This window comes from Cupriavidus sp. 21MJTG02-4 (assembly GCF_057798975.1).
In genome coordinates this window covers 238,148-253,517 of record NZ_JBYOJP010000003.1, presented here as the reverse complement: position 1 = coordinate 253,517, position 15,370 = coordinate 238,148, and the positions used below count along the sequence as shown (strand labels likewise).

Annotated in this window: 13 protein-coding genes; 7 read left to right on the top strand and 6 right to left on the bottom strand. The window is 67.3% G+C overall.

The window, feature by feature from the left end; translation table 11 throughout:
* Window positions 1–423 precede the first annotated feature (423 nt).
* The 4 genes from AC3FKH_RS07505 (at window position 424) to AC3FKH_RS07490 (ending at window position 4,415) form a co-directional block, all read left to right on the top strand.
* On the top strand, window positions 424–1,449 hold the full coding sequence (locus AC3FKH_RS07505; RefSeq protein WP_488674270.1) for an acetamidase/formamidase family protein: 1,026 nt from the start codon (window positions 424–426) through the stop codon (window positions 1,447–1,449).
* Between the two features lie 85 nt (window positions 1,450–1,534).
* Window positions 1,535–1,756 carry a XapX domain-containing protein gene (locus AC3FKH_RS07500; RefSeq protein WP_483734002.1) on the top strand — a complete coding sequence of 74 codons (222 nt, stop codon included), beginning with the start codon at window positions 1,535–1,537 and terminating at the stop codon, window positions 1,754–1,756.
* A 13-nt stretch (window positions 1,757–1,769) separates the two neighbouring features.
* Entirely contained in the window at window positions 1,770–1,961 is a 192-nt protein-coding gene (locus AC3FKH_RS07495) for a DUF1427 family protein (RefSeq protein WP_483734003.1), read from the top strand.
* Between the two features lie 105 nt (window positions 1,962–2,066).
* On the top strand, window positions 2,067–4,415 hold the full coding sequence (locus AC3FKH_RS07490) for an acetamidase/formamidase family protein (protein WP_488674267.1): 2,349 nt from the start codon (window positions 2,067–2,069) through the stop codon (window positions 4,413–4,415).
* 39 nt (window positions 4,416–4,454) lie between these two features.
* Here AC3FKH_RS07490 and AC3FKH_RS07485 read toward each other — a convergent pair whose 3' ends face one another.
* The 6 genes from AC3FKH_RS07485 to AC3FKH_RS07460 form a co-directional block, all read right to left on the bottom strand.
* Window positions 4,455–5,627 (bottom strand): YgeY family selenium metabolism-linked hydrolase, encoded by a 1,173-nt coding sequence (locus tag AC3FKH_RS07485; RefSeq protein ID WP_488674266.1) that lies wholly within the window; start codon window positions 5,625–5,627, stop codon window positions 4,455–4,457.
* 17 nt (window positions 5,628–5,644) lie between these two features.
* Window positions 5,645–6,976 carry an MFS transporter gene (locus AC3FKH_RS07480; RefSeq protein WP_488674863.1) on the bottom strand — a complete coding sequence of 444 codons (1,332 nt, stop codon included), beginning with the start codon at window positions 6,974–6,976 and terminating at the stop codon, window positions 5,645–5,647.
* 122 nt (window positions 6,977–7,098) lie between these two features.
* Window positions 7,099–8,043, bottom strand: a complete 945-nt coding sequence (locus tag AC3FKH_RS07475; RefSeq protein WP_488674264.1) for an N-carbamoyl-D-amino-acid hydrolase — start codon at window positions 8,041–8,043, stop codon at window positions 7,099–7,101.
* Window positions 8,044–8,089: 46 nt separating this feature from the next.
* On the bottom strand, window positions 8,090–9,337 hold the full coding sequence (locus AC3FKH_RS07470) for a M20 family metallo-hydrolase (protein ID WP_488674262.1): 1,248 nt from the start codon (window positions 9,335–9,337) through the stop codon (window positions 8,090–8,092).
* Entirely contained in the window at window positions 9,334–10,575 is a 1,242-nt protein-coding gene (locus AC3FKH_RS07465) for a diaminopropionate ammonia-lyase (RefSeq protein ID WP_488674260.1), read from the bottom strand. The genes AC3FKH_RS07470 and AC3FKH_RS07465 overlap by 4 nt, the downstream gene beginning before the upstream one ends.
* Window positions 10,576–10,611: 36 nt before the next feature.
* Window positions 10,612–11,460 (bottom strand): MurR/RpiR family transcriptional regulator, encoded by an 849-nt coding sequence (locus tag AC3FKH_RS07460; RefSeq protein WP_488674258.1) that lies wholly within the window; start codon window positions 11,458–11,460, stop codon window positions 10,612–10,614.
* A gap of 317 nt (window positions 11,461–11,777) precedes the next feature.
* Here AC3FKH_RS07460 and AC3FKH_RS07455 point away from each other — a divergent pair, with 317 nt between their 5' ends.
* The 3 genes from AC3FKH_RS07455 to AC3FKH_RS07445 are packed head-to-tail and all read left to right on the top strand — an operon-like array spanning window position 11,778 to window position 15,303.
* Complete coding sequence (locus AC3FKH_RS07455) at window positions 11,778–13,109, top strand: uracil-xanthine permease family protein (protein WP_488674257.1); 1,332 nt, start codon at window positions 11,778–11,780, stop codon at window positions 13,107–13,109.
* A 20-nt stretch (window positions 13,110–13,129) separates the two neighbouring features.
* Window positions 13,130–14,593 carry an amidohydrolase family protein gene (locus tag AC3FKH_RS07450; RefSeq protein ID WP_488674255.1) on the top strand — a complete coding sequence of 488 codons (1,464 nt, stop codon included), beginning with the start codon at window positions 13,130–13,132 and terminating at the stop codon, window positions 14,591–14,593.
* A gap of 2 nt (window positions 14,594–14,595) precedes the next feature.
* Window positions 14,596–15,303, top strand: a complete 708-nt coding sequence (locus AC3FKH_RS07445) for a sulfite exporter TauE/SafE family protein (RefSeq protein ID WP_483713949.1) — start codon at window positions 14,596–14,598, stop codon at window positions 15,301–15,303.
* The last annotated feature ends 67 nt before the right edge of the window (window positions 15,304–15,370 follow it).

The following is a 15,370-nucleotide window of genomic DNA, read 5'->3' as shown; positions in this document are numbered from 1 at the left end:
TGCATGGTCGAACAGCGGTTCACGTATGCGGGCCCGGCCGCCCGGCTCTTGTGCAAGAGCCAGCCGGGGCTGCCTGCATGCCGCGGCCGAGCCATCGATATCCAGCGTTGCTGCGCACCGGCAAAGGCTGCCGGGACGCGTTGAATGCGCGCAGGTTTACCCTAGTACGCGCCAGCACAAGAGTTTGGGGCGTATCGGCCTACCGGTGCGGCGGGCGGTGTTCCTAGTATGGAACCACCGTGCGGCGCCAGGAAACATGCAGCACGGTACCCGGGGCTTCTTGCCCGGACATGAGCCGCCGGACTGAATCCGGCGATTCATCGGTACCACGCATCACCGCACTCCCTCTACCCAATACCGAGGACAGCCGTTCACCGCGTGAATGGCTGCGGGTGCGGTCGCATAAAAATTCCAGGAGACAGCATGCTGCATGACCTTCCCGCCCGCCTCGAAACGATCCATTGGGGCTACTTCGATGCCACCAAGGCGCCCGCCCTGACCGTGAAAAGCGGCGATTTCATCCGCGCCGAGGCCGTGACCCATCACGCCGGCGACGCACCCGACCTGATGATGGATGCCGCCATCCGCGAGATCTACAACAAGGTCCCGCATGACGACCGCAATCCTGGCGTCCACATCATGACCGGGCCGATCTACATCGAGGACGCGAAGCCCGGCGATGTGCTGGAAGTCCGCTACCTGCAGATGATTCCGCGCTTCCGCTTCGGCGCCAACGTGGCGGCGAGCTGGGGCCAGCTCTACCGGGAATTCGAGAAGGAGCGGGTCACCATCTATGAACTCGATCAGGCCTCGAACACGGCGCACGCGCTGTACGCCTACGACTATCCGGGCAAGCTGACCATTCCCGGCAAGGTCGTCGATGACCGCGAATGCTGCCGGCAGCCAGCCCTGGCTGGCGTGCGCGTGCCCGTGCGGCCGCACCTTGGCACGGCCGGTGTTGCGCCCGACAAGCCCGGCCGCGTCACGACGGTGGAGCCGGGCCTGCATGGCGGCAATATCGACAACTGGCGCATCGGCGCCGGCGCGACCATGTACTACCCGGTGCAGGTCGACGGCGCACTGTTCTCGATCGGCGATCCGCATATTTCGCAGGGCGACGGCGAGGTCAGCGGCACGGCCATCGAAGCGTCACTGAACGTGCTGTTCCAGGTGGTCGTGCGCAAGGACTTCCACTTCCCGTCGCCGCTGCTGGAGACGCCGGACTGCTGGGTGGTCCATGGCTTCCACGAAGACCTCGACGAAGCCGGCAAGAATGCGGCCCGCGACATGATCCGGCTGCTGACCGAGCAGCAGGGCCTGTCGCGCGACGATGCCTACTCGCTGCTGAGCGTGTCGGGCGACTTCGGCGTGACGCAGGTGGTCGACGGCACGCAAGGCATCCACTGCACCATGCCGCGCGCGATGTTCCCGCCGAAGGGCAAGGCCTGAACGGCAGCGGCACCGCATCCATGCGCCCGCGGACGCCGCGCTGCCTGTGCGGCGTCCGTGCGGCAATACGACAGGAGAGAAAACCATGCAATACGTCTACATCGGGCGCAACGAGATCGTTGCGTTGTTTGTCGGCCTGGTCACCGGTACGCTGTATTCCTGGCTGAACCTGCCGATCCCCGCGCCGAACGTGGCTGGCGGCATCTGCGCCATCCTCTTCACCTATATCGGCTACCTGCTGGTGCACGCGTGGCGCAAGACCATCGCGTTCGGGCGGCCGCCGTCACGCATCGCCGGCAACTCATGAAGCGGGGAAGGCCATGATTGAGCTCACTTTAGGTACGACTGAATTGCAGGCTGCTGCCGTTGGCCTGGTCACCGGTGTTGTCTACACTGCTGTGCGTGCGCCGATTCCCGCGCCGAATGTACTGGGCGGAATCTTCGCCATCTTCGGCACCTTCGCGGGATTCGTGCTGGTGGCAGCCATGCGCGGGCAACTGATGTTCGGTTAGCGGCGCGCAAGGGGCTTCACGTCGGACGTATCGGGGACGGGCAACGTGTCCGTCCCGGCTCTTCGTCCGCTTCCGCAGTCGCGGGACAATGCCTGGGAGGCTGAATTGCAACTGTTGCGCTTTTCGACCGAAGCCTATCCGCACAACCGGCGCGGCGCTGCCTGGCGCGACGAACTCAAGGCGGCTCGCCTGCATTGCGAGAGCCTGTGCGCCGACCACACGCTGCACGGCACGATCCAGTCCAGGACCACACCCGGCGGCATCGAACTGACCTGCATCGCATCGGTGCCCCAGACGCTGGCCCTCGCTGCTGGCGGCGGCCGCGGGCTGATGCTGCTGATGCTGGTCGAAGGCGAGGCGACGCTGGCCACGCCGGACCAGCGGGACGCCCTGCGGCCTGGCCACATCCTATGCATCCCCGCACACGCCATGCGCAAGCTCATGTTTGCCACAAGCTTCCGGCTGCTGCTCGTGCATATTGCCGAGGCGTTGCCGGGAGCGCGCATGACCGCGCCCTTGCCGGCGGGCGTGCTGAGGCTGGCCGGCGATACGGCGGAACTCTTCGGCCGGCTGCTCCAGTCGCTGGCGGCGAGCTTCGATACGGTCGTGTCGGCGGATGCCCGGGCGATCCAGCCGTTCGAGAGCATGATCACCGCGTATCTCGCCGCGGCGCTCGCGGACAACCAGTCAGCGCCGTCCGCCGGCATGACGCCGTCGCGCGCGACCGTGTTCGCGCGCGTCTGCAGCCGCATCGACGCGCGGCTTTCCGAGCCGGAGCTGAGCCTGGCGGCCATTGCGGCGGACGAGCACATGTCGGCCCGCTACCTGCAGAAGCTGTTCGAGAAGTCGGGCAGCAGCTTCTCTTCCCACCTGCGCACCAGCCGGCTGGAGCGATGCCGGGCCGACCTGGCGAACCCGCAGTACGACAAGCTCTCGGTCTCCGACATTTGCTATCGATGGGGCTTCAATGACCCGTCCTACTTCAGCCACGCGTTCCGCGAGCAGTTCGGGATCTCGCCGCGCGGCTACCGCGACCAGATGACCATCGCGCCGGCACCGCCTCCACCGCAGAACATATCGCGCGGCCTGCCGCCCAGCGCGAAAGCGGCGCCGGCCAACGACGGCCCGCGTGCGCGGGCGCAGCGTCCTGCCACCGTGGTGCCCATTGCGCAGGGACGCGCGCACGCCGCACGGACCGAGCGCAGGCACCATTGGCTGCAGGCCACGGACAAGACCGTGCACTGGGGCTACCTGAGCCATGAACTGCCACCGGTGCTGGAGGTGGCGTCGGGCGACACCGTCACCATCGAAACGCTGACCCAGCATGCGTCAGACGATCGCGAGCGCATGATCGACGGGGACCCTGGCGCCGAAAGCGTGTTCCACTGGACCGCGGAGCACAAGAACGTCGATCGGCGCGGCGCCGGGCCCATCGACGCTTCGGTCTATGGCCGCGGTGCCGGCGAAGGCTTCGGCGTCCATATCTGCACGGGGCCGGTCGCGGTGCGCGGCGCCATGCCCGGCGATGTGCTGGAGGTGCGCATCCTCGACATCCGGCCGCGCCCCTGCGCCAATCCGCATTTCGCGGGGCGGGCGTTCGGCAGCAACGCCGCGACCTGGTGGGGCTTTCACTACCGCGACATGCTGACCGAGCCGCGCGAACGCGAGGTGGTGACGGTCTTTGAAATCGACTGCGAGCGTGCCGATGGCCGCGCGCGTGCGGTCTACAGCTTCCGCTGGACGCCCCAGCGCGATCCTTTCGGCGTACTGCATCGCACCATCGACTACCCCGGCGTGCCGGTCGACCATGCCACCATCGTCAAGGACTACGACGTGCTGCGCGATGTCGAGATCCCGGTGCGCCCGCATTTCGGCGTGATTGCGGTGGCGCCTGCGCAGGACGGGCTGATCGATTCCATCCCGCCATCGAGCTTTGCCGGGAATCTCGACAACTGGCGCGTCACGCGCGGCGCCAGTGTCTACCTGCGGGTGGCGGTGCCGGGCGCGCTGCTGTCGATCGGCGATCCGCATGCTTCGCAGGGCGACTCGGAACTTTGCGGAACCGCCATCGAATGCTCGCTGACGGGCGACTTCCAGCTCGTGCTCCACAAGAGCACGATGATCGAGCCGGGCGCCCCGTTTGCCGACCTGAGCTATCCGCTGGTGGAAACGGCCGACGAGTGGATCCTGCACGGCTTCAGCTCGCCGAACCATCTGGCCGAACTCGGCCAGATGGCGCAGAGCCACATCTACCAGAAATCGACGCTTGACGACGCCATGCGCGACGCGTTCCGCAAGGCGCGCCGCTTCCTCATGACGGTCAAGGGGCTCAGCGAAGACGAGGCGGTCACGCTGATTTCAGTCGCCGTCGACTTCGGCGTCACGCAAGTCGTCAACGGCAACTGGGGGGTGCATGCCATCATCCGGAAGTCCATGTTCAGGGCGGCCTCATGACGGCGGCCGGAGACGGCCCGCAGAACCGGGACCGGGCGGTCACGCCATCGCCAGCACCAGGTTGCGATAGATCTCCCGAGCACCTTCCAGTTGCTCCAGCGCGATCGATTCATCGATGGTGTGCGCATCTTCCTCGCATCCCGGCCCCAGCCCGATGGTCGGGATCTGGCGACGTCCCGCGGATTCGGAGCCGTTGGTGCAGAAGGCCCAGGTCCCGACCTGCGGCGTGCGGCCCGCTTGCCCGATGGCCCGCACGGCGGCCTGCACCAGCGGCGCGTTGTCCGGCTGGTGCCACGCCGGCAGCCAGCGCGTGGGCCGCGCCGATTCGCCGGTGAAGGTGCGGACTTCATCGTCCGACACGGCCAGCGTGAAATCATGCAGGCCAGCGGTGCGCAGGCAGGCGTCGATCTCGCCCAGCACGTCCTCGCGCGTTTCGCCGTCGAGCGTGCGGCGGTCGAAGCGGATCGTGGCGGATGTCGGGATCATCGAGATCGACGGGTAGGGCGACGACACGATATCCGTCGGCACCAGCAACGCGGGGCCGAGCACCGGATCGGTCGGCAGGCGCAGTCCTTCCAGCGCGCCCAGCGCCCGCGCGGCGGCATGCAGCGGGTTCACGCCGAGATGCGGCGTGGCCGCGTGCGCGGGTTTGCCATGGAAGGTCAGCAGGATCTCGAGCCGGCCTTTCTGTCCGCGCTTGACCTGCAGCTTCGAGGGCTCGCAGATCACGACCGCCCCGGGCTGGCAGCGATCGAGCACGGTGGACAGCGCGTGTCCCTCGATGACTTCCTCGAGCACGCTCGCGGAGACGGCAATGCGCCGGCGCAGCGGACGTTCGCGCGCGGCGGCCGCCACGCCGCAGATGGCCGCGGCAATGCCGCCCTTCATGTCGGTGCTGCCGCGTCCATAGAGCCGGCCGTCATGGACGGTGCCGCCGAACGGGTCGAAGCGCCACTGTCCCGTCACGGGCACGACATCCATGTGGCCGTCGAAGAGCAGGGCGACCTCGGCGTCTTCGGGGCCGATATGGCCGAGCACGCTGCCATTGCGGTCCGTGGTCACCGAGGTGAAGCCGGCTTCGGTCATGCGGCGCGCCAGCAGCGCGGCCACATCGCCTTCCCGGCCGGAGAGGCTGGGGATGCGCACCAGCTCGCGCGTCAGCGCGGTGACGTCGCTGAGTTCACCGGGGTTGCTTGTAGTCTGATCAATCATGTTGTGGTCTTGTGCAATCAACGGTTGACCAGCGTGGCCGGCACGCGCAGCACCAGCAGCGCGCCGATCACGGTGAAGGAGGCGAGGAAGTACATGCCCCAGTCGGTCGAACCGGTCAGGTCCTTGATCCAGCCGATCGCATAGGGGCTGGCAAACGCGGCAAGTCCGGCGAATGCGTTGATGGCGGCAATGCCGGCTGCCGCGCTGCGGCCTTCCAGGAACGCGGTCGGCAGGCTCCAGAACAGCGGCGAGCAAACCATGCAGCCTGCGGCGGCGACGGACAGCATGGCCACCGCAAGCATCGGGTTGTGGCTGAACAGCGTGCTGAGCGCCAGGCCGGCGCCGCCGACCAGGAACGGGATGACCATATGCCAGCGGCGCTCGCGGGTACGGTCCGAATGGCGGCACACCAGGATCATTGACACGACCGCGCAGGCGTTCGGGATCGCGGTCAGCAGCCCGACATCCAGCAGCGAGACCACGCCCGTGGAGCGGATCACCGACGGAATCCAGAAGGCCAGGCCCGACAGGCTGGACACCGTGCAATAGCAGATCAGCGCCATATGGATCACCCGACGGTCGCGGAACAGCTTCAGCAGCGACACGTGCTCGACCTTGGTGGTCTTCTCCGCTGCAATGTTGTGCGCAAGCCGGTTCTTCTCGGCTGTGCTCAGCCAGCCGGCGTCGGTGATGCGGTCGTCGAGATACCAGAGCACGGCCAGGCCGAGCACGATCGACGGAATCGCTTCGATCAGGAACATCCACTGCCAGCCGGCGAAGCCGTGATGGTCGTGCAGCGATTCCATGATCCAGCCCGACAGCGGGCCGCCGAGGATGCCGGCGAACGGCACCGCCGTCATGAACACGGCGATGACCTGGCCGCGGCGATGCGACGGGAACCAGTAGGTCAGGTACAGGATGATGCCCGGGTAGAAGCCGGCCTCGGCGGCCCCGAGCAGGAAACGCAGGATGTAGAACTGCGTAGGCGTTTTGGTCAGCGCCATGCAGGCCGAGATGCAGGCCCACAGGATCATGATGCGCGCCAGCGTCTTCTTGGCGCCGATGCGGTGCATCAGCACGTTGCTCGGCACTTCGAACAGGAAGTAGCCGATAAAGAAGATGCCCGCGCCAAGGCCATAAACCGTGTCGCTGAAGTTCAGCTGGTCCAGCATCTGGAGCTTGGCAAAGCCGACATTGACGCGGTCCAGGAAGGCCGCGATATAGCAGGCCATCAGGAACGGCAGCAGCCGCCAGGCCACCTTGCGGTAGAGCGTGTTGTCGTACGCATCCATCGTGTCCGTCGTCGCCGTGGCCGTGGCCGGGTTGCGCAGCGTCTGCGCGGAATGCAGGGAATCGCTCACTATGTTCCTCCTTTGGATTTGGTGAGACAAAAACGCCCCCCTGCGGGCGCCCGGAAGCGCCTGCATCGTGGTTTTTTTATGGGTCGGGGAAGGGGGCGGCTAGCGCTTCTTTATGCGGCCATCGCTTGCGGCGGCGTGGCGCCGCGCTGGCTGGTGATGCGGCCGTAGGCCTCGGGGCGGCGGTGCCGGTCGAAGTTGAAGGTGGTGCTCTTGTACGACTGGCACAGGTCCAGGTCGCAGCGTGCGATGGCCAGCTCGTCGCCCTTGGTCGAGCACGCCGCGACGATCTCGCCGGACGGCGCGATGATGCAGGTGCCGCCGATCATCTCGCAGCCTTCTTCCTTGCCGCCCTTGGCCACGCCGACCACCCACGTACCGTTCTGGTACGCGCCGGCCTGCATGACAAGATGGTTGTGGAACATCGACAGGTCGTCGTGCTCCGGGGCGGGCGGGTTATGCACGGGCGTGTTGTAGCCGAGCAGGATCATCTCGGCGCCTTGCAGGCCCATCACGCGGTAGGTCTCTGACCAGCGGCGGTCGTTGCACAGCGCCATGCCCATGACGCCGCCAAAGCCTTGCCAGACGCCGAAGTCGTCGCCCGGCTCGAAGTAGCGCTTTTCCAGGTGCTGGAACGCGCGCCACGGTTCGTGCTGGTCATGGCCGGGCAGGTGGACCTTGCGGTATTTGCCGATGATCTTGCCGTCGCGGCTGACCAGGATCGCGGTGTTGTAGCGGCGCTCGACGCCCTGTTCGACTGCCAGTTCCGCATAGCCGAGATAGAAGCCGATGCCCAGGCGCGCGGCGGTGTCGAACAGGATGCGGGTCTCGGGCCCGGGCATTTCGCGTTCGTAGAAGGCGTTCAGTTCCTCGGGGTCTTCCATGAACCAGCGCGGGAAGAACGTGGTGAGCGCGAGTTCGGGAAACACCACGAGATGGCAGCCCATTTCATGGGCGTGGTGCAGGTGCGCCAGCAGGCGCGCGACGACGTCGCGGCGCGAGTCGCTGCGCTGGATCGGGCCGAGCTGCGCTGCGGCGACATGGACAAGGCGGGACATGATCGGGAGTCTCCTGTTATGCGGTGAATGTCAGTCTGTCAGGCCGTCAGGCGGCGAGTTCGAGCATCAGGTCGAGCAGCACGCCGGCGCCGGCACCGATGTCGTGGTCGTGGGTCAGTTCGGCGACGTTGTGCGACAGGCCGGCTACGCTTGGCACGAAAATCATGCCGGCGGGGCACATGCGGGCCAGGATCTGCGCATCGTGCCCGGCGCCGCTGGGCATGCGCCGCACGCTGTGGCCGTGCTGTCGCGCGATGGCCTCGACACGGGCGACCATGCCATCGTCGAACGCCACCGGCGCGAAGTCGGCCAGCGTGCGTTGGGACAGGCGCACGCCCTCGGTCTTCGCCACGTCGCTGGCGTAGGCCAGCGTGCGGGCCACCGCTTCGGCAAGCAGCGCGCCGTCGGTATTGCGCAGGTCCACCGTGAACACCGCGCGGTTGGGAATCACGTTGACGAGGTTCGGGAAAACTTGCACCTGTCCAACCGTCGCGAGCTGCGCGCCGCCCAGTTCGCGCGACAGGTCGCGCACGAAGCAGGCGACGCGCGCGGCCACCAGCCCCGCATCGTGGCGCAGCCGCATCGGCGTGGTGCCGGCATGGTTCGATGTGCCTTCGACGGTGAACTCGGTCCAGTGGATGCCTTGCACGCCGGTAACGGCGCCAATGGTGACTTCCTCATGCTCCAGCACCGGGCCCTGTTCCACATGCAGTTCGATGAAGGCATGCACGCGGTTGCGACCAACCGGCGCTGGGCCGGCATAGCCGATGCGGGCGAGGTTCTCGCCGACCGAGGTGCCATCGATGCCGCGCGTTTCCAGTGCCTGCTGCAGCGGCAGGTCGCCCTGGTAGACGAGGCTGCCCATCATGTCGGGCGCGAAGCGCGCGCCTTCTTCGTTGGTGAAGAAGGCGACCGCGAGCGGCCGGCGCGTGACGATGCCCGCATCGTCGAGCGCGGCCATCACTTCCAGCCCGGCGAGCACGCCAAGGTTGCCGTCGTAGCGACCGCCGGTGCGCACGGTGTCGATATGCGAGCCGGTCATGACCGGAGGCAGGTCTTCCTGTCCGGCGCGCACGCCGACCACGTTGCCGATGCCGTCGATGCTGACCGACAGGCCCAGTTCGCGCATCCACGACACCACGAGGTCGCGCCCGGCGCGATCCTCGTCGGTCAGTGCGAGCCGGCAGACGCCGCCGCCGTCAATCGCGCCGACTTCGCCGAGCGCGGCGATCCGGCGCAGCAGGCGGGGCAGGTCGATCCGCGCTGCCCGCTGGAGGTCGTGGTTCGGGATCACGCTGCTTTCCTCACGTTCCTCACCTCTTCGGGCAGGCGGCCGACGATGCGCGCATACAGTGCGACATCGGTGGCGCCTTCGCTGCCGAACACCAGCACGCGGCTGTTGGCATCGAGGCCGAGCGCGTCGCGCGTGGCGGCATCGGCGAGGGCGCCAAGGCATCCAGCCAGGCCCGCGACAGCCGATTCGCCGGCCACCACAGGTGCGTCGCCATAAGGGCTGTCAGCAAGCAGGCGCACGCTGTCCAGTGCCGATTCATCGTCGATGGTCAGGAACGCATGCGCGCCCGGATGCAGGATTTCCCAGGCCAGCAGCGAGACCTCGCCGCAAGCGAGGCCCGCCATCACCGTGTCGAGATCGCCATGCACCGCCACCGGCTTGCCGGCGCGCGCGCTTTCGTACAGGCAGGCCGCCTTGTCCGGTTCCACCACGATAAAGCGCGGGCGCGCGTCGCCCAGCACTTCCCAGAAATGCGCGCTGACGGCGGCGGCCAGGCCGCCCACGCCGCCTTGCAGGAATACGTGGGTCGGAAGCTCGCCGGCCGGCAGTTGCTGCAGCGCTTCATCGGCCATCACGGCGTAGCCCTGCATCACGTCCTTCGGCACTTCCATATAGCCTTCGTAGGAGGTGTCGGACACCACGAAGCGGCCCAGCCGTGCCGCGTCTTCCGCAGCCTGGCGCACGGAGTCGTCATAGTTGCCCGCAGTGCGAACCACCTGCGCACCGTATTGCTCGATGGCTTCCTTGCGGCCTGCGCTGACGGTGGCGTGGATATAGATCACGCACTGGCAGCCGAAGCGCTGCGCGCCCCAGGCCACCGAACGGCCGTGGTTGCCGTCGGTCGCGCAGGTCACGGTAATGTTGCGCACCGTGTCGGCGTAGCGGCCCGCGAGCAGGTCGTCGAACGATACGTCGGCGATGCCGAGCCGGCTGCCGATCTCGCGCACCAGCAGGCGGCTGACGGCGTAGGCGCCGCCGAGTGCCTTGAAGCTGCCCAGCCCGAAACGGCCGCCTTCATCCTTGTAGAGGATCTGCGCGACACCGGCCGCACGGGCGAGGCCATCGAGCGCGACCAGCGGCGTCGGCGCGTAGCCCGGCCAGCGGCGGATCTGCGTGGCGGCGCGGGCAAAGGCCTTGCCGCCGAGCACGGCCTGCTGGCGCGCGCCGTACGGCGTGCCGGGGCGGGCGGCCGGGTTCAGCGCGCATTGCAGCTTCAGGTTGGGGAGCGGATGGTTCAAGACAGTCTCCTTGGTTCGGGTTGGGGCAGCGATCCGCTAGCGATGCAGATCGCCGTAGTGGTCATGCAGCGACTCGATTTCCTCAAGCCGCTCGCGCGCCGCGTCGCCGAGGACCAGCGCGAGGTTCGTGCAAAGGTGGTTGATCAGGCTGACGGCGGCGACGTAGGAGTCGAACACCGCCGCGCCATGGTTGACGCAGCGAAGCACCACGTCCGAGCGCGCGGGCAGGTCCGTGGCGCTGGGGTCGGTCAGGATCACGACCTTGGCGCCGACGCGGTTGGCGTGCGCGACCATCGGCCACAGCAGCGTCACGCGACGGCGGAAATCCATCACCAGCAGCACGTCGCCCGCGCCGAGGTCGGCCAGGTCTTCGGCAAGGTTCAGGCCCGCGCCGGGGGCCAGCGTCACGCCGGGGCGCAGCTGCGTGAGCAGCGCCCACGCGTATTGCGCCAGCACGCGGCCGTTGCGGAAGCCCGCGATAAAGACGCGCTTCGACTCGGCGAACAGCGCAATGGCGCGTTCGACGTCGGCCACGTTCAGCCGGTCAAAGGTCTGCGCCAGGTTCTGCAGGTCGTTGGAGAGATGGCGCGCCAGCGGCGTCTGGTCTTCCGAAGGCGCCTGCACGCCAGCGAGTTCATACAGCGGCGAACCACGGTCCGCCTCGTCGCGCAGCAGCGCGCGGACCTCGTTGAAATTCTCATAGCCGAGCCGGCGGAAGAAGCGCCCGGCCGTCGCTTTCGAAACGCCAGCTTTCTGCGCAAGTTCCGTCGCCGAATAGGCGGCCAGGTTGCCGATGCACTCCAGGGTGACGGCGGCCAGGCGGCGTTCGCTTTCGGTGAGCTGGTCGTTCAGGGCGAGAATCTTGTCTTGCAACGATGAGGTCATGATTGGGTCCGAATGAAACTTCGGTTTCAGAAATATAGGTGAATGAAACTTTGGTGTCAAACAAAAGAAAGTGTGAAACCAAAGTTTCATGATATGGGTTTTTGGTCACATCCGCGCCGATTCACGAACGCCAATTCCGCTGCCGGTAATGGTCGAATTCGTTCCTTGCGCTTCCATCCGGCATCGATTACATTAACCAAAACGTTTTGGTTAAGAAGAAATGTCAGAATAAGTGGCGAATTGCGCATAGACGCAAGACAACGCCCGAGACGGTCACCGGTGCACGACTGACCCACCAAATCGAGGAGCAAAACGACATGTCCCAAACCGCCCCCGCCCCCGTGGACGAACGCCTGCCATGGCGGCAGCTGTTCGTCTTCGGCCTCCAGCACGTGCTGGTGATGGCCGCATCGCCGATCGCGGCGGTCTTCCTGATGAGCAAGGCATTGGGCCTTGCGCCTGCGCTGTCGGTGCAGCTGCTGAGCGCGACCTTCGTGGTCTGCGGGCTCGGCACGCTGCTGCAGTCGCTGGGGCGGCGCGGCATCGGCGCGCGCCTGCCATTCGTGATGCTGCCCGGTGGCGCGCCCATCGTGCTGTTCATCCTGATCGCCCAGCAGACCAGCGTGCAGACCGCGGCCGGCGCGGTGATCCTGACTGGCGTGTTCTATTTCTGCGCGTTGCCGGTGTTCCGGCGTTGCCTGCGTTATTTCCCTCCGGTGGTGGTGGGGACCATGCTGCTGCTCGTGGCGATCAACCTCGCGCAGGTCTCGGGCCGGCTCATCGCCGGGCACCCGGCGGCGGGCGCGGCGGTCGACCCGCTTAACCTGTTGCTGGCGTTCGTGACCATCGCCTGCACCGTTGCCGCGTCGCGCTGGTTCGGCGGCACGCTGGCGCGGCTGGCGATCCTGCTTGGGCTCGTGGGCGGTGCAGTGTCGGCGATGGCGCTCGGCGTGTTTCACACCGGACAGGTGGCGATGTCGCCATTGCTGGCCTTGCCCACACCGTTCCCGTTCGGCTGGCCGCAGTTCGATGTCATCGCAGCCATCCCGTTGATGGTGTTCGCCGTGATCTCGATGGTCGAGGCGACCGGCCAGACGCTGGCAATCAGCGATGCCGTGGGCCGGCCCGTCGACGGCGAGCGCGACGTCCCCCGCACGATCCGCGGCGATGCGCTGACGTCGCTGCTCGGCGGTGTGTTCGGCACGTCGCTGATCATCACCAGCGGCGAGAACATCGGCATCGTGCGCGCCACCGGCGTGCGCTCGCGCTATGTCACGGCGATGTCCGGCGTGATCCTGGTGGCGTTCGGGCTGCTGGTGCCGGTGTCGGCGCTGATCAGCGCGATCCCCGAGGCGGTGGTCGGTGGCACGGGCCTGGTGGTGTTCTGCATCGTCGGCACGATGGGCATCGACGTGCTGCGCCGCGTCGACCTGCGCGACCACGCCAATATGTACGTGGTGGCCGTGGCGCTGGCGGCGGGCCTGCTGCCGATCCTCGTGCCCGGCATCTACGGCGCATTGCCGGCCAACCTGCGCATCCTGCTGGGCAATGGCGTGGCGATGGGCGCCTTCACCGCGGCCCTGCTCAATTTCCTGTTCTTCCACACGGGCGCCCGGCGCGTGGCCGAGGTCGCACCCGTTACGCACTGAACCCGTATCCGTCAATCTGTATGACTTATCAAGCTGAATTCCAACCTGCATGGCCCGGCGCCGTGGCGCCTTCCCTGGATCCGGCATGCTTTGCCGAACCGCATATCCTGCAACCCGAATGGATGCTGTTGCGCCACGGTGCCGTGCGCGACCATGCGGCCGCGGTAGAAGGTGGGCGCTTCACGGCAGTGGGTCGTTCCGAGGACGTTGCCGCGCAGTTTCCGTCGCTGAAGACGCTGGCGTTGCCGCGCATGCTTTTGATGCCGGGCATGATCGACACCCATCACCACCTGACGCAATCGTTCGGCAAGTCGCTTGTCTTCGGCGAGCCATCGGAGATCTTCCGGCGCGTCTGGGTGCCGCTGGAAGGCAGCCTCAAGTCCGAGCATCTGTACCTGTCGTCGAAACTCGCGGCGCTGGAAGCACTGCGCGGCGGCTTCACGACGGTGGTCGATGCGGGCACGCGCAGCGACGCGGGGCTCGATGCCATCGCGCGGGCAGTGTCCGATGCAGGGGTCCGCTGCGTGCTGGGCCTGATCTGCAATGACAGGCCGGGCGCCGAAACGCTCGATGCCGGTCCCATCCTGCGCCGCGCCGTCGATCACCTTGGCCGCTACGATCACCATGCGCTGGTGACGCCGTCGCTCGCGATCTCGATCCCCGAAGTGGCGAGCGATGCCATGCTGCACCACGTCCATCACCTGTGCATGGAAGCGGGCCGCGTCTTCCAGACGCACGCCAACGAGCACCTGGTGGCAGTGGAGCGTTCGCTCAACGCGTGTGGCCGCCGGCCGATCGAACACCTGGCGGCCGTCGGCGCGCTGGGGCCGGCCGCGCTGCTGGCTCATGCCACGCTGGTCACGCCGCATGAAATCCGCCTGCTGGCCGATAGCGGTGCCGCCGTGGCCTACAACCCCGTGGCGAGCGCGTGGAAGGGCAATGCCGTGGCGCCCGCCGAAACCATGGCGACGTTCGGCGTGCGGCTGGGCCTGGGCACCGATGGCACGCGCAGCGACGGCTTCCGGCTGCTCGACCATGCCGAAGCGGCGCAACGCTACGCCTTCGGCATCGGCGTGGGCGATTCTTCCTGCGGGGCGGGCTGGCGCTGGCTCGACATGGCGACGCACGATGCCGCCGACGTCGCGGGCCTTGGCACCGTGACCGGGGAGATTGCCGCGGGCAAGCGCGCGGATTTCCTGCTGGTCGATCTCGACGTGCCGGAGCTGGCGCCTTCGTGGGACCTGACGTGGGAACTGGTGCGCCTGGCCAGCCGCGACCAGATCCGCGCGGTGTTCGTCGACGGCAGGCTGCGCTTGTGGGACGGCTGGCCGGTGGACTGGGACGCGCGCGCGCTGATGCGCGATATCCGCGCGATGGCGGGCGACACCATTGCCGGCGCGCCGATCCGCAAGCTGCACGAGCCCGCCGATGCGCACCGCGCGCGCCACGCGCAAACGCCGCGTTTTGGCCAGGCGGGAGCATGACCATGGATATGACGTTGTTCAGTGTCTGCGTCGCGGTGTTCTCCGGCGCGCTGATCCAGGGCGCGACCGGCATGGGCTTTGCGCTGATCGTCGTGCCGGTGCTGGCGCTGGCGGCGCCGGACATGCTGCCCGGCGCGCTGCTGCTCGCCATGCTGCCGCTCAATGCCTACGTGGCCTGGCGCGAGCGTCACGCCATCGACCTCGGCGGCGCGGGGTGGATCAGTGCGGGGCGCGTGGCCGGCACGTTTGGCGGGCTGTGGGTGCTGGTGGCGATGCCGATGGCGTGGCTCAACATGATCGTGGGCGGCAGCACCATTGCCGCGGCGCTCGTGTCGTTGCTGGCGCCGGCGTTCACGCCGGGCCGGCTGACCTTCGCCTCCACCGGCCTGATCACGGGCGTGACCGAAACCGCCACCGGTGTCGGCGGGCCGCCGCTGGCGCTGGCTTACCAGCACGCGCCCGTGGCGACGCTGCGTGCCACGGTGGCGCTGTGCTTCCTGGTGGGCGAGACACTTTCGCTCGTGGTGCTGGCCGTCGGGGGCCGTCTCGGCATGGAGCAAGTCGTCTATGCGATGGAACTGTTGCCCGTGCTGGCGGCGGGCATGGTGGCCAGCCACCTGGTCCACCGGCGCATCAACCAGCGCATGCTGCGCGTGGGCGTGCTGGTGTTTGCGCTGGTATCGGGGGCGGTCGTGCTGCTGCGCGGCTAGTGTCCTGAGTCAGAAATTCGTTGAAGAAATAAGTCTGCCGAGAAGGCGTGCGAGGCTAGGAGCCAAG

Excerpts from the sequence above, each read along its gene's own strand:
- AC3FKH_RS07505 (WP_488674270.1), top strand. The coding sequence starts at position 424 with ATGCTGCATGACCTTCCCGCCCGCCTCGAAACGATCCATTGGGGCTAC.
- AC3FKH_RS07500 (WP_483734002.1), top strand. The coding sequence starts at position 1,535 with ATGCAATACGTCTACATCGGGCGCAACGAGATCGTTGCGTTGTTTGTC.
- AC3FKH_RS07495 (WP_483734003.1), top strand. The coding sequence starts at position 1,770 with ATGATTGAGCTCACTTTAGGTACGACTGAATTGCAGGCTGCTGCCGTT.
- AC3FKH_RS07485 (WP_488674266.1), bottom strand. The coding sequence starts at position 5,627 with ATGATTGATCAGACTACAAGCAACCCCGGTGAACTCAGCGACGTCACC.
- AC3FKH_RS07475 (WP_488674264.1), bottom strand. The coding sequence starts at position 8,043 with ATGTCCCGCCTTGTCCATGTCGCCGCAGCGCAGCTCGGCCCGATCCAG.
- AC3FKH_RS07460 (WP_488674258.1), bottom strand. The coding sequence starts at position 11,460 with ATGACCTCATCGTTGCAAGACAAGATTCTCGCCCTGAACGACCAGCTC.
- AC3FKH_RS07455 (WP_488674257.1), top strand. The coding sequence starts at position 11,778 with ATGTCCCAAACCGCCCCCGCCCCCGTGGACGAACGCCTGCCATGGCGG.
- AC3FKH_RS07450 (WP_488674255.1), top strand. The coding sequence starts at position 13,130 with ATGACTTATCAAGCTGAATTCCAACCTGCATGGCCCGGCGCCGTGGCG.
- AC3FKH_RS07445 (WP_483713949.1), top strand. The coding sequence starts at position 14,596 with ATGGATATGACGTTGTTCAGTGTCTGCGTCGCGGTGTTCTCCGGCGCG.